The organism is Leifsonia sp. GW821-FHT13C09, assembly GCF_058806435.1.
On the sequence record NZ_JBXAPS010000003.1, the window covers coordinates 320670 to 333573 of the forward strand.

Sequence of the window (12904 nt, forward strand, 5' to 3'; positions counted from 1 at the left end):
GAACCATGGCGACGACAGTCAGCGAGTTCGTGATCGGACGACTGCGGGAGTGGGGCGTGCGGCGGGTGTTCGCGTTCCCCGGCGACGGCATCGGCGAGTTCGACGGGATGCTCGGCAAGGCCGAGCGCGCCGGCGAGGGGCTGGAGTACATCCGGCCGACTCACGAGGAGATCTGCGCCCTGATGGCGACGGCGCACGCCAAGTTCACCGGAGAGGTCGGCGTCTGCATCGCGACCTCCAGCCCCGGCGGCTTCCACCTGATCAACGGCCTCTACGACGCCAAGATGGACAACCAGCCCGTCGTGGCGATCGTCGGGCAGCAGGGGCTCAACTCCTTCGGCACCTTCAACCAGCAGGAGAGCAAGCTCGAGCAGACCTTCGCCGACGTCGCGGAGTACGTGCAGACGATCGTGTCGCCGGAGCAGGCGCAGGCGGTGATCGACACCGCGTTCCGCACCGCGATCACCCGCAAGCAGCCGTGCGTGGTCATCCTGCCGCACGATGTGCAGGGGATGGAGATGGCGGCTCCCGGCGCCGAGATGTGGGTGTCCCGGTCGAGCGCCGTCGCGCCGTCGACCGCGATCGCGCCGCCGGCGGAGCAGCTCCGGGCGGCCGCCGACATCATCAACGCCGGCGAGCGGGTCACCTTCCTGGTCGGGCACGGCGCGGTCGGGGCGACGGAGGAGGTCCTGGCGGCCGCCCGCCTGACCGGCGCCGGGCTCATGACGACGCTGCGCGGCAAGCAGGTCGTCCCGGGCGACGTGCCCTTCCACACGCAGCAGCTCGGCCTGCTCGGCTCGCGGCCGAGCTACGACCAGATGCAGGACTGCGACACGCTCGTCCTGCTCGGCACCAACTACCCGTACGGCCAGTTCCTGCCGAAGACCGGGCAGGCCAAAGCCGTGCAGATCGACCTGCGGCCCGAGCAGCTCGGGCTGCGCTACCCCACCGACGTGAGCATCTGGGGCGACGTGAAGACCACGCTGGCCGGGCTCATCCCGCTGCTGACCCAGAAGGACGACCTGTCCTGGCAGGAGAAGGCCGCCGCCGGGATGCGGGAATGGGACGCCGAGCTCGCCGCCCAGGCCGAGCAGCACTACGACGACGGCGTGAACCCGCGCCGGGTCTACCACGAGCTGAACAAGCGGCTCCCCGCCGGCGCCATCGTCACGGCGGACGCCGGGACCACCGCCGACTGGTACGGCCAGCACATCCGGCTGCGCGACGGGATGCGCGGCGACCTCTCCGGCCGGCTGGCGACGATGCTCGCCGCGATGCCGTACGCGGAGGCGGCGAAGTTCGCCTACCCCGACCGCACGGTCGTCTGCACGATCGGCGACGGCGCGTTCCAGATGCTCGGGATGAACGAGCTGATCACGATCAAGAAGTACCTGTCGCGCTGGTCGAACCCGAACTTCGTCGTGCTGGTGCTGCACAACGACGACCTCACCCAGGTGTCGTGGGAGATGCGCACCGAGGACGCCAACCCGGTGTGGTCGACCTCCCAGGATGTCGAGTCGGTCGACTACGCGGGCTGGGCGCAGCTGCTGGGCTTCCAGGGCATCACGGTCACGTCCGACGACCAGATCGAGGCGGCCTGGGACGCCGCCCTCGCTCACCCCGGAGTGACGGTCATCGACGCGCACACCAGCAAGAACGTGCCGCCGTTGCCGCCGCACATCACGTTCGAGTTCGCGAAGAACACCGGCCTGGCGCTGCTGAAGGGCGACCCGGACGGTCTCGGCGCGATCAAGGACTCGGCCACCTCGCTCATCACCGAGGGCGTCGAGCGGGTGAAGGGCGCGCTGCACCGCGACAAGGACGGCGACGACCACTAGGCGAGCTCCCCTGCCGGGGCGACGCGGCCGCCGATCACGCGATCGGCGGCCGCTCGCCGTTCAGCGCGCGCTCGCGTTCAGCGCGCGCTCGCCGTTCAGACGGCGTCAGGCACCCAGACCGCGCCGAGCCGCCCGGCCGCCGCCCTCCCCTGGTCGTAACCGGCTTGCGCCGCGGCCGGCCGGCGCGAGAGGTCCATCATGCTCTCGCCGAAAGCGTCGAGGGAGGCCTGGTCGGGCACGATCGTCTCGACCGTGCTGCCGCCGGCTCGCAACTCGTCGACCTGCGCCGAGAGCTGCATCCCCCACTCCTCCGGATGCCGGCTGCGTCCGCCGAAGGGCGACAGCACGAGGACGCGGTCGTAGCCGGCCGCGAGGTCGGCGTTCTCGTTGCGCCGGTACCCCCCGTCGATGAAGCGCTCCTCACCGAGGGCGTAGGCGAAGCCGCTGGAGCAACTCGCCGCGACGGCGTCGGCCAGGGCGACGCCGCTGCCCCGGTCGAAAGTCGCGCCCTCGCCGGTGCGGGCGTCGACCGCGGTGATGACGACGTTCTGCTCGGGCCAGTCCTGGCTCGGCAGCCGGGAGGCGACCGTCGCGCGCCACTGCGACTGCCGTTCGGGGCCGGCGTCGTCGGCGAGCTCGATCGCCCAAGCGCCCATCCGGCGGCGCATGTCGGCGGCGTCGGAGGACGCGGCGATGATGCGGTCGGTGACCTCCAGCTGGCTGGAGACCGAGCCGGCCACGCCGCGGGAGACGCCGGCGCCGCCGGGGCGTTGCGGCCGCGGGGCGTCGAGGATGGCGGCGAACAGCTCGCCGGGCGGCGCGCTCGTGATCTGGGCTGCGGCTGTCGATCCGGCCGACGTGCCGACGATCAGGTCGGCGCGGGTGACGTCCACGCCGCCGTCGAGGAGGCCGGCGATCACGCCGATCTCCCAGGCGTTGCCGGAAGACCCGCCACCGTGCAGGACGAGCGCGCGGGAGGGGGAGGAAGTATGTGCGTTCATGGGAGTCGCCTTTCGCGAAGATGCCTTCGGGCGCTCCCTGCGACGGCTACGGGCGTCGCGCGATCGTGCGCTGGGAGGGAGCACCCACTACGGATACTGCGGTCATGGGTCTCACCTCCTGCGTTCGGATCACGATCGGGAGAACGTTAGCACGGGCGGCCCGCACGCCGAAGGGGGTACTGCGCGGGCCTGGTTCCGCCGTGACGGCCGCCGCAGGCTGGAGGACGTGAACACCACCACAGCACTCGTCACCGGAGCCACCAGCGGAATCGGGAAGGAGATCGCCCGTCAGCTCGCCGCGCAGGGCTGGAACGTCCTGCTCGGCGCCCGCGACCGCGAGCGCGGCGAGCAGGCCGCCGCCGAGGTCGGCGGCAGCGTCCTCCCGCTCGACGTCACGGACGCCGACAGCGTGGCCGCGGCCGCCGCGGCCGTACCCACGCTGGACGTGCTGATCAACAACGCCGGCATCTCTCTCGACATCGCGGACGTCATCACCGAGGTGGACGTGGACGTGTTCCGGCGCACCTACGAGACCAACGTGTTCGGCGTCGTCGCCGTGACCAACGCGTTCCTGCCCGCCCTGCTGCGCTCCGCGCATCCCCGGATCGTCAACATCTCCAGCGGCACCGGCTCGCTCACCTGGAGCACCGGGCCGAACCCGCAGTTCGACCACGTCGCCGCCTCGTCCGGCCGCGGCGCCGCCTACCGGTCGTCGAAGGCCGCGCTCGACGGCCTGACCATCTTCTACGCGCACGCGCTGGCGGCGGACGGCGTCAAGGTCAACGCCCTGGCGCCCGGCCTCCGGGCCACCAACCTGAACCCGCGCGCCGCGGCCGCCGGAGGCGACCCCGCCGAGGCGGCCGCGGCCGCCGTGCGGCTCGCGAACCTGCCCGACGACGGGCCGAGCGGATTGCTGTTCTCGTGGGACGGCACGGTCGCGCCGTGGTGAGAGCGCCGCTCGGAGCGGCTGTCAGCGCACGTCGTACTGGGCCCGCCCGAACAGCTCCACCCACTCCGCGTACGTGTGGTCGCGACCGATCGCGCACCAGCACCGCACGCTGATCGTGCGGCTCTCGGCGGAGCCCGGGATCGTCTCGACGTGCGCGACGGGCGCGGGTCTCCGGATGGGGGTGATCGTTGCACTCATGATGATTCCTGTCTTGTTCACTTTCCCCACCTCTGGAGAAGAGCGTAGGTCGGCGACCTGTGACAGTAGGCCTGGATCAGCGAACTCGAAGCCTGACGGCCGCCCCAGTTGTCGGGTAGACGGAGGGTCATAGCCTCGGGTGGGCGGCGTCGCGTAGCATCCACACCAGCAGCTGTCCGCCGACCGAGACGAGTCCGTCATGGAAACGCGCACCATCAACACGCCCGGAGCGGCGATCGTCTACGACGTCGCCGACGCGGAGACCGGGGCGGGCGAGCATCCACCGCTCGTGATGATCGGGCAGCCGATGGACGCGAGCGGCTTCCGCGCCCTGGCGTCCTACCTCCCCGACCGCGTCGTGGTCACCTACGACCCGCGCGGTCTCGGCCGGAGCACGCGCAGCGACGGCGAGGTGACCAACACCCCCACCACGCAGGCGGAGGACGTCCACGCGGTCATCAAGGCGCTCGGGGCCGGGCCGGTCGACCTGTTCGCCAGCAGCGGCGGCGCCGTGACCGCGCTCGCCCTGGTGGCCGCCCATCCGGAGGACGTGCGCACCCTGGTCGCGCACGAGCCGCCGCTGCCGGGTGTCCTCCCCGACGCCGAGGCCGCCGAGCGGGGCCTCGACGCGGTGCACGACGCCTACGACGCCCACGGCTTCGGGGCGGGCATGGCCGCGTTCGTGATGATGACGTCGTGGCGCGGCGAGTTCACCGACGACTACTTCGCCCTCCCCGCTCCGGATCCGGCGATGTTCGGGATGCCCACGGCCGACGACGGCTCCCGCGACGACCCCCTCCTCTCGCGGCGCTCCGTCGCGATCACCGAGTACCGGCCCGACATCGACGCGCTCAAAGCCGCGCCGACCCGCGTCGTCATCGCCGTCGGCGAGGAGTCGGAGGGCATCTTCACCGGCCGCACGTCCACCGCCGTGGCATCGCTGCTCGGCTCGGAGCCGGTCGTCTTCCCCAGCCACCACGGCGGCTTCGCGGCCGAGGACTCGGGGTATCCGGGCAAGCCCCGCGAGTTCGCGGCCCGGCTCCGGGAGATCCTCGACGCGTCGTGAGAAGCGACTTCGCCGGGACGACCGCCCAGTACTACCAGCCGACGCCGTCCCCCTGAGACCCCCGGAGATCGGCCGCCGACGGTGCCGCAGCGACCGATCCTGCGGCACACTGACACCGTGACGACGACCCAGCGCACCCTCATCCTGCTCCGCCACGCCAAGTCGGACTGGTCCGGGACGGTGCCCGACATCGACCGCCCGCTGGCCGGACGCGGCCGCACACAGGCGCCTCTCGCCGGCCGATGGCTCGCGGACCATGCGGACAGCATCGACCTCGCCGTGGTGTCGCCGGCCCGGCGGGCCCGCGAGACCTGGGAGCTCGTGGCCGCCGAATTCACGCCGGCGCCTCCCGCGCGGTTCGACGACCGCGTGTACGCAGCCTCGGTCGGCCTGCTCCTGGACGTCGTGCGGGAGATGCCCGACGAGCTGCGGGCGGCGATCCTCGTCGGCCACAATCCGGGGATGGAGCAGCTGGCATGCCTTCTCGCCGACGAGGACGTGGTCATGGGCACCGCCGGTCTGGCCGTTCTCGATGTGGTCGGACCCTGGTCCGAACTGGACGCGACCTCCGCGACCCTCCGTGCCGCGGGACGCTCGGACGGCCACGGCCTGGGCTGATCCGCACGGGGCGATCCGCGCATTGACCGGTCGGTCAATCAATTCTAAAATCAAGAGCGACCCCCAGATCGGGAGCCGACTGACGAAAGGATGTTGGTGTCGATGAAGAAGTGGACTCGCTGGCAGGACTGGGTGGCCGTGGCCGCCGGTCTCTACGTGGCATTGTCGACGATCTGGACCGCTCACACGGGCGCGTCCCTGCCGATCATGCTCGTCCTGGGTGTGCTGCTGGTCGCGGCCGGAGTGTGGAGCCTGGCGATGCCGGGACTCGTCTCCATGGAGTGGATCCATGTCGCTCTCGGCGCCTTGCTGATCATCTCGCCGTGGGTGGGGAACTACACCTCGAACGCCGCAGCCGCCTGGACATCCTGGATCGCGGGAGTCGTCGCGCTGGCCGCCGGCCTCCTGGCCGTGCAGCCCGCGATGAAGATGCATCACCCGCAGGCGACGCACTAGTACGAACCACCGCGAGGGGCCGGTCGACCGGCCCCTCGCCCTGTCCGGGGAGGGACCGCGAGACGATGGAGCAGGCGACGGAGGCGCGCACCCGGATCCTCGACGCGGCCGAGAGCCTCTTCGCCGAACGCGGCTTCGACGCGACCCCGACCTCGGCCATCGCCGCCGCGGCGACTGTCCCCAAGGGCCTGTTGTTCTACTACTTCCCCACCAAGAAGGACATCCTCGGCGCGCTGGTCGGCGAACGGCTGGGGCCCGGCACGATCGACCCGGATCCGCTCATCGAACCGGGCAACCCGGTCCGGTCCCTGCTGAACCTCAGCCAGAAGCTCTTCCGGGTGCAGGCGGACTCCGCCGTGCTCCGCGTGATCGTCTGGCGGGAGCAGCACTCGCACCCGGAGGTCAAGGCCAACCTGGCCGAGCACCGGCGGGCGCTGCACGCGACGATCGAGAAGGTGCTCGCGGGCAGCCTGCACGTCCCTGTCGGCGGCAGGCGCCTCCGTGCCGCGGCACTGGCGTGGGCCGCGATCGTCACGACACCGCGGCTCACGGACGCGTCGGGCGACGGCAACGCGGCGGACGCGGTCGAGGACCCGCGCGAAGACCTCGCCGCGCTCGCCGAACTGCTGTGCGCGGGGCTGGAGCACGGGGACGGGTGAGATGAGACCGCTGCGCTACGCCATCAACGTCACGCTCGACGGCTGCGTCCACCACGAAGCCGGCCTCCCGCCCGACGAGGAGTCGATGCGCTTCTGGACCGCCGAGCTGGAGCGCGCCGACGCCCTGCTCTTCGGCCGGGTCACGTACCAGATGATGGAGGCGGCGTGGCGGCGGCCAGCCACGGGCGTGTGGCCGGACGGGATGGACGAGACCCACCTCCCGTTCGCCGAGACCATCGACGCCGCGAGGAAGCACGTCGTGTCCAGCACGCTGAGCAGGGTCGATTGGAACGCCGAGCTGCTGCGCGGCGACCTCCGCCCGGCGGTCGAACGGCTGAAGCAGGAGCCGGGGGCCGGCCTCTTCGTCGGCGGGGTGACACTCCCCCTGGCGCTGGCGGACCTGGGACTGATAGATGAGTACGTGTTCGTGGTGCAGCCGGTGCTCGCCGGGCACGGCCCGACGCTGCTCGCGGGTCTGCGCGACCGGGTCGAGCTGGAGCCGGTGGATCGACAGGACTTCCGGTCCGGAGTGACGGCGCTGCGATTCCGGCCCCGCGGATAGCGGTCGAGCGGGTGGCCGCCGCACACGTCGCCGCCGTATCGTCGGAGCCGGGCAGGAGGTCGGCGGAATGGCTGAGCAGACGGGGAACCCCGGACCGCCCCGGCCCACCGCCGGGCCCGCCGTCTCGGTCGTGATCCCCTGCCTGAACGACGCCGCCATGCTCGCCCAGTGCCTGGAGGCGCTCGCCGCCCAGACCGTGCGGGCGTCCGAGGTGATCGTCGTCGACGGCGGCAGCACCGACGAAAGCCGCGAGGTCGCCACGCGGGCAGGCGCCCGCCTGGTCATCGCCACGGGCGGGATCCCCGACGCGACGGCCGCCGGGTTCGACGCCGCCCGCGGCGACATCCTGGCGCGCATCGACACCGACTCACGCCCCTCCCCCGACTGGCTCCAGCGCCTCCTGGCCGACTTCGCCTCGCCTGGGCCGTGGAGCGCGGTCACCGGCACCGGCCGGTTCTACGGAACCAACCCGCTCCTCGCCTGGGCCGGCCGGACCCTCTACCTCGGCGGATACTTCCACGCCGTCGGCCCGATGCTGAGTCACCCGCCCCTCTTCGGCTCCAACTACGCGATCCGCCGCGAAGCCTGGGCGCGGATGAGCCCCCTGGTCCACCGCGACCGACGGGACATCCACGACGACTCCGACCTGAGCATCCAACTCGAACCCGACATGACCGTGCTCTACGACCCGACCCTCGTCATGGACGTCTCGGGACGCCAGCTCGGGTCCTGGTCGTCCTTCCGCCGTCACATCGCGTGGTCGTTCACCACCTTCGCGGTCAACCGGGAGGCGGTGACGCTGCGCGAGCGGCGCCGGCGGCGGCGTGCGTGGCGGCGAGGCCGGCGCTGACGTGCAGCCCGAGTACGCCGCGGAGGCCTGCTCGGTCAGTGCTTCGCCGCAAGCCACGCGAGCAGATAGGTTCGCGAGTCGGCGTCGTCGATCGCGCTGTCCGGGAGGTGTGCGGCCGCAGCGCGGGCGGCCGCCGCGCCCGCTCCGCCCTGAAGCGCCCGGTACATCAGCAGGTAGTCCCCGAACGGCACGTCGTACCCGGAGGGCGTCGCCTCGGCCAGGTTCTCCCCGATGCGGGAGGCCGACGTCTTCAGGTAGCCCGCGGCCGGTCCCATCGGGATGAGCTGGATGCCGAGGATGGCGCCGGGTTCGGGACTGAACCAGGTCGCGTAGTCCCGCTTCGCTCCCCAGTTCAGCGACACGACCGAGTGCGCGAACCCCGGGAAGTCCGAGACGTCGGCGTTCGTCCAGAGGTCGCGCGCGGACGCCGCTTCGGCGGACAGCATCCACGTGGCCTCCCGGGCCAGAGACGGTTGCGAGGACGCGTCCGCCCACAGCGCGAGGCCGTTCCAGGCGTTCACCGCCTCGGAGCTCGACTCCTGGTTGTTCCCGTCGGCGAAGGGCGAGTACCCGGATGCCCAGGAGTGGCCGGTGTACGGATCGAAGGTGCGGCGCTCGGGAAAGTAGCTGCTCGGGCCACTGGTGGCGAGGTCCGCGGCGAGCAGGTTCATCACGGGGGCGAGCCGCTTGACCGACGAGGGATCGTCTTTCGCCAGCATCCCGGCGGCGGAGAGGAAGTAGCCGTAGTGGAAGTGGTGGTCGTTGAACTGGTCCGACCCGAAGGACGCGGTCAGCCCGACCACGCCGCGCATGGCCGGGTCGTAGACGAAGCAGCGCGCCGGCGCGGAGGCGCACCGGGCGGGCTGCGCCCACTCGTCCAGGGCCGTCGCCAGGCGGGTGCGCAGTCCGTCGGCGATCTGGTCCTGCCCGAGTTGCCGGGCGATCGTCAGCAGGTTCGCGAGGCGATACATCCCCTTGCCGCCGAAGTAGGTGTCCGACGGCAACGGGTCCGCGGCGGCGGCGTCCGTCCGCAACTGGCGGACCATCGCGTCCTTCGTGGTCGTGTCGACGGCGCTGAGGTCGAGCGCGCCCGTGGGAGTGACGGCGGGCACACCCCATGCGAGCGTGTCGCCCGCACAGACCGTCATCGTGCCGTAGATCGTCGCGTACGTTCCGAGGGTGCACCGTGTGCCGGCGAGGCTGGACTTCTGAGCCGGGAGCGCGCCGAAGAGCGTTGATCCTCCCGCCGCACGGTAGGTGAGGCTGGTGGTCGCGTCGGCGCCGGCGTCCGCGTAACCGGTGCTGACGCCTTCGAGCGGCCCGGAGACGTGTGCGGCAACGTGAGCGGCGGTCTCCCCGTGCGGCACGGGGAACCACTCCGCCGCCTGTCCTTTCTTGAGCTCGAGGCTGCGGCCGGTTGCGGCGAGAGAGCCGGAGGGGGCGATGAGCGCGTAGTCGGTTCCCGCCACCGTCGCCACTGCGGGCCCGTCGGCGCTCCGGAACTCGACCGAGCTCGCGAGCGTCGTGTCCGCGTCCGCGCTGAAGCTCACCAGGGGCGAGCCCTCGGCGATCGTGACGTGCCCGATCGGGGCCCCGCTCTGCGATTTCAGCGTCACGGTCACCGACACGTCGTCGTACGCTCTCACCTCCGACGATGCGCTTGATGCGTCGAGCGTGACCGCGGGCTCGTAGCCGCCGGCGATCGTCTTCGCCGTCGCCGTCACGGCTGGCAGCCCGAACGCGAAGCCGCGCGCCGTGAGGCCGAAGGACAGCGGGAGGGGGAACACCGGTTGCGGCGTCGGGCCGAACACGAGCCCGGAGAACCACCGGTTCGTCGGCGGGACCAGTCCGCGGGCGAGCCGCATGGGAGGCGGTGCGGCCACGCTGCGCTGCGGCAGCGCTTCGACCAAGGGCGCGACCTGGGCGTCCGGGAAGACGCGGGGGTCGCCCGTCCCCGTGGCTGCGGCCGGCGCTCCCGTGTCACTCCGTCCGGAGGGCTGACAGGCGGTCAGCGCTGCCGCGACGAGCACCCCGGTCACCAGGACCGGCACGAGCAGGCGAGCACCGCGCCTCCTCATAGGCCGATCTTCCGGAGCAGGGCGGCGAAGGCGTCGCTCGGTCCGGCGAGCGGTCCGTCGTCCCGCAGATGCAGCGTCGCGGTCACCGGCGTGCCCGGGGTGATCAACCCGTCATCCCTGCCCTCGATCAGCGCGCCGCTGGCCACGCGGATGGTCGACTGCGCCCGGCCGGAAACGGTCTGAACCTCGATCCTCTGCACGCGGCCCGCGAGCACCCGCTGATTCGGGAGCAGGAGGTCGACCGCCGCGCCCTGGGCGACCCGCGAGTAGTCCCGCGCGGTGAGGGTGAACTCCGCGTTCACGAACAGGGAGCCACGGCGGTCGATGTGTGCGAGCACGGTTCCGGCCTGAGCGTATGCGCCCTGCTGAACGTCGATCGAGGAGATCGTTCCGGACACCGCTGCGACCACCGTGGCGGTCCCATCCGGCGCCACCGGGTACGGCGCCGACCGCGGCGTCAGCAGCCCGGAGGCAATGTCCTGCTGGAGGCGCAAGCTCTGCACGGCGAACAGCCTCTCCCCCGCTGTGACGGTGGCGCCCGACTTCACGAACTGCTGGGTGACGAGACCTCCGTAGTCCGTGCCGACCGGGAACGACTCCGCATCGATCGTCGCCGAGGTGCTCGTCGCCTGGGTCTGGCGCTGGTTGAAGACGAGCGTGAATGCGGCGACCAGCACGAGCACGACGAGCAGGCCCACAGCCAGACGCAATCGGTTGGCCCAGGTCACGGTGCCACCTCCGCGAGCGTTGCGGCGACCGGGTTCGGTCGCGCGACGACGGTGATCGGAGCGCTCACCGCAGCCGACGCAGCGGGCACCCGCACCGGAGCTGGACGCCGCAGCCGCTTCGCCTCCCGCATCGCCGTGCCGAGGAACGCGCCCAGGATCACCGTGTTCGTCACGTTCCACGCGGTGGCCAGGGTGAACACCCCGTTGCTCTCGTCGCGCCAGATCGCGACGACCGAGGTCAGCGCGAGGAACACGAAGAAGAGCACCTGCGGGATGACGAAGTTGAACGGCGAGTTCGCCCGTCGGGTGCCGGTCACATGCCAGGCCTGGTCCCTTCCCGCGATCACATTGAGAAGTGCGCGTACGTAGATCGGGAAGGACACGGTCGAGAGGGTCAGGGTCTGCCAGCGGAACGAGCCCTGGGTGAACCAGGCGAGCAGGATCTGCATCACGTAGAAGCCCGCGTAGTACAGGAGCCAGGTGAAGACGGTGATGCTGAGGTTCATCGGGCGCAGGTCGAAGTAGATCTCGAGCGGAGGCACGAGCAGCAGCAGGAGCGGGCAGATCCCCGAGAGGTAGTGCGTGGCCGTCACCAGGTATTGCAGCCGTTGGTCCATGGTCAGCCGCCGCCGCGGACTGAGCGGGTTGTGCGTCAGCAGGATCTCGAACCCGCCGGACGCCCAGCGCAGTTGCTGCTTGCTGTACGCCTCCACGGTCTCGGGCGCGTCTCCGACGGCGAGCACGTCCGGGATGTAGATCGACTGCCACCCGCGCTCGTGCAGCAGCACCGAGGTCCACACGTCCTCGGACTTCGAATCCGTGTAGAGGCCGCCGACGTCGTCGATCGCGGAGCGCCGGAAGACGACGTTGGTTCCCACGCAGAACGCCGCGTTGAAACGGTTCCGCCCCGGCTGCACGAACTTGTAGAAGACGGACTGCATGTACGCGGCGCCGATGGCGATGGTGGTGGTCAGGTTGCCGTAGGTCTGCGGGGTCTGGACGAACGCCACCTTCTCGTTCACGAAGAAGGGCAGCGTCTCGTTGAGGAAGTCCGGGTCCGGCACGAAATCGGCGTCGAAGATGGCGAAGAACTCGCCTTTCGCGATCGACAGGGCGTGGTTGACGTTCCCCGCCTTCGCGCCGTTGCCGCTGAGTCGCCGGACGTACCGCGCGCCCAGCCCGGCGGCCAGCGCTTTGATCTCGTCGGACCGGCCGTCGTCGAGCACCCAGGTCCGGTGCTCACCCCGCATCGCGAGGGCGGCGGTCACGGTCGCCCGGACCTTGGCCGGGTCCTCTCCGTAGACCGTGATGAAGACGTCGACGAGGAGGCGCCGGCCGGACAGGCGCAGCGGCCACCGTTCGGGATGGTCCTGGAGGTGCCTCCCGCGCTCCCCCACGCCATCCGCCGAGTGCGCCGACGGCATCACGAACAGCGCCGCCTGGGCCCGGTGGAAGGCGAAGTCGCGCGGGTCCCGGCCGCCCGCCAGGATCGTCCACATGGCGAACAGCGCCTGCACGACGAGGATGCTCTCCGCCGTGATCACCATCAGGTACGGCAGGAGGTCTCCGCGGTTGGCGGGGTTCAGGAGGAACCCGGCGTAGGCCAGAATGCCCAGGGTCGCGATGAGCACGAGCAGCACCATCACCGGGGACTGCGCGGTCCCGGTGTCGCGGACAGGCGAACTCGTTTCGGTCGCGGGTGGTCTTTCGGCGCGCGGACGCGTCAGGGTACCGGACATCGGATCTCCAGCCTTCTGTTCGGGTCATGCTGAGGAGAGGCGACGACGACGATGGCGTGGGAGCGACGGAAGGTCGGGTGCTCCGTGGCGGCGTCGTGGTGACCGGGTCGACGCCGTGTGGGCGAATCGCTGTTGCACCCATGATGCCCCGAACAGGGGACA

At 71.2% G+C, this 12904-nt stretch carries 13 protein-coding genes; 8 read left to right on the forward strand and 5 right to left on the reverse strand.

Annotation, left to right across the window (positions count from 1 at the left end):
- The first annotated feature begins 5 nt into the window (after positions 1–5).
- Positions 6–1838 carry a thiamine pyrophosphate-requiring protein gene (locus AC1ROW_RS12980; protein ID WP_493019318.1) on the forward strand — a complete coding sequence of 611 codons (1833 nt, stop codon included), beginning with the start codon at positions 6–8 and terminating at the stop codon, positions 1836–1838.
- A gap of 95 nt (positions 1839–1933) precedes the next feature.
- Here the strand turns inward: AC1ROW_RS12980 and AC1ROW_RS12985 are convergent, their stop codons facing one another.
- On the reverse strand, positions 1934–2839 hold the full coding sequence (locus AC1ROW_RS12985) for a patatin-like phospholipase family protein (RefSeq protein WP_493019319.1): 906 nt from the start codon (positions 2837–2839) through the stop codon (positions 1934–1936).
- A 226-nt stretch (positions 2840–3065) separates the two neighbouring features.
- Here AC1ROW_RS12985 and AC1ROW_RS12990 point away from each other — a divergent pair, with 226 nt between their 5' ends.
- Positions 3066–3788 carry an SDR family NAD(P)-dependent oxidoreductase gene (locus AC1ROW_RS12990; protein ID WP_493019320.1) on the forward strand — a complete coding sequence of 241 codons (723 nt, stop codon included), beginning with the start codon at positions 3066–3068 and terminating at the stop codon, positions 3786–3788.
- Positions 3789–3809: 21 nt separating this feature from the next.
- Here AC1ROW_RS12990 and AC1ROW_RS12995 read toward each other — a convergent pair whose 3' ends face one another.
- A complete protein-coding gene (locus AC1ROW_RS12995) occupies positions 3810–3986 on the reverse strand; it encodes a hypothetical protein (protein ID WP_493019321.1) in 177 nt (58 codons plus the stop codon).
- 199 nt (positions 3987–4185) lie between these two features.
- Here AC1ROW_RS12995 and AC1ROW_RS13000 point away from each other — a divergent pair, with 199 nt between their 5' ends.
- The 6 genes from AC1ROW_RS13000 to AC1ROW_RS13025 all read left to right on the forward strand — a co-directional run bounded on the left by AC1ROW_RS13000 (position 4186) and on the right by AC1ROW_RS13025 (position 8197).
- Positions 4186–5052: an alpha/beta fold hydrolase gene (locus AC1ROW_RS13000; protein ID WP_493019322.1), complete on the forward strand. Its 867-nt coding sequence runs from the start codon at positions 4186–4188 to the stop codon at positions 5050–5052.
- A gap of 117 nt (positions 5053–5169) precedes the next feature.
- Positions 5170–5670: a SixA phosphatase family protein gene (locus AC1ROW_RS13005; protein WP_493019323.1), complete on the forward strand. Its 501-nt coding sequence runs from the start codon at positions 5170–5172 to the stop codon at positions 5668–5670.
- A 102-nt stretch (positions 5671–5772) separates the two neighbouring features.
- Complete coding sequence (locus AC1ROW_RS13010; protein ID WP_493019324.1) at positions 5773–6126, forward strand: SPW repeat protein; 354 nt, start codon at positions 5773–5775, stop codon at positions 6124–6126.
- A gap of 65 nt (positions 6127–6191) precedes the next feature.
- Positions 6192–6785: a TetR/AcrR family transcriptional regulator gene (locus tag AC1ROW_RS13015; RefSeq protein WP_493019325.1), complete on the forward strand. Its 594-nt coding sequence runs from the start codon at positions 6192–6194 to the stop codon at positions 6783–6785.
- A 1-nt stretch (position 6786) separates the two neighbouring features.
- Complete coding sequence (locus AC1ROW_RS13020; RefSeq protein WP_493019326.1) at positions 6787–7347, forward strand: dihydrofolate reductase family protein; 561 nt, start codon at positions 6787–6789, stop codon at positions 7345–7347.
- Positions 7348–7414: 67 nt separating this feature from the next.
- Entirely contained in the window at positions 7415–8197 is a 783-nt protein-coding gene (locus AC1ROW_RS13025) for a glycosyltransferase family 2 protein (RefSeq protein WP_493019327.1), read from the forward strand.
- Between the two features lie 35 nt (positions 8198–8232).
- Here AC1ROW_RS13025 and AC1ROW_RS13030 read toward each other — a convergent pair whose 3' ends face one another.
- The 3 genes from AC1ROW_RS13030 to AC1ROW_RS13040 are packed head-to-tail and all read right to left on the reverse strand — an operon-like array spanning position 8233 to position 12742.
- A complete protein-coding gene (locus tag AC1ROW_RS13030) occupies positions 8233–10275 on the reverse strand; it encodes a glycosyl hydrolase (RefSeq protein WP_493019328.1) in 2043 nt (680 codons plus the stop codon).
- A complete protein-coding gene (locus tag AC1ROW_RS13035) occupies positions 10272–11003 on the reverse strand; it encodes an HlyD family efflux transporter periplasmic adaptor subunit (protein WP_493019329.1) in 732 nt (243 codons plus the stop codon). Before AC1ROW_RS13035 ends, AC1ROW_RS13030 begins: the two co-directional genes overlap by 4 nt.
- Positions 11000–12742: a glycosyltransferase family 2 protein gene (locus AC1ROW_RS13040; protein WP_493019330.1), complete on the reverse strand. Its 1743-nt coding sequence runs from the start codon at positions 12740–12742 to the stop codon at positions 11000–11002. Before AC1ROW_RS13040 ends, AC1ROW_RS13035 begins: the two co-directional genes overlap by 4 nt.
- Positions 12743–12904: the final 162 nt, after the last annotated feature.

What these genes read in the sequence shown, in the direction of transcription:
- AC1ROW_RS12980 (WP_493019318.1), top strand. Translation starts at nt 6, where the DNA reads ATGGCGACGACAGTCAGCGAGTTCGTGATCGGACGACTGCGGGAGTGG.
- AC1ROW_RS12985 (WP_493019319.1), bottom strand. Translation starts at nt 2,839, where the DNA reads ATGAACGCACATACTTCCTCCCCCTCCCGCGCGCTCGTCCTGCACGGT.
- AC1ROW_RS12995 (WP_493019321.1), bottom strand. Translation starts at nt 3,986, where the DNA reads ATGAGTGCAACGATCACCCCCATCCGGAGACCCGCGCCCGTCGCGCAC.
- AC1ROW_RS13000 (WP_493019322.1), top strand. Translation starts at nt 4,186, where the DNA reads ATGGAAACGCGCACCATCAACACGCCCGGAGCGGCGATCGTCTACGAC.
- AC1ROW_RS13010 (WP_493019324.1), top strand. Translation starts at nt 5,773, where the DNA reads ATGAAGAAGTGGACTCGCTGGCAGGACTGGGTGGCCGTGGCCGCCGGT.
- AC1ROW_RS13015 (WP_493019325.1), top strand. Translation starts at nt 6,192, where the DNA reads ATGGAGCAGGCGACGGAGGCGCGCACCCGGATCCTCGACGCGGCCGAG.
- AC1ROW_RS13020 (WP_493019326.1), top strand. Translation starts at nt 6,787, where the DNA reads ATGAGACCGCTGCGCTACGCCATCAACGTCACGCTCGACGGCTGCGTC.
- AC1ROW_RS13025 (WP_493019327.1), top strand. Translation starts at nt 7,415, where the DNA reads ATGGCTGAGCAGACGGGGAACCCCGGACCGCCCCGGCCCACCGCCGGG.
- AC1ROW_RS13030 (WP_493019328.1), bottom strand. Translation starts at nt 10,275, where the DNA reads ATGAGGAGGCGCGGTGCTCGCCTGCTCGTGCCGGTCCTGGTGACCGGG.
- AC1ROW_RS13040 (WP_493019330.1), bottom strand. Translation starts at nt 12,742, where the DNA reads ATGTCCGGTACCCTGACGCGTCCGCGCGCCGAAAGACCACCCGCGACC.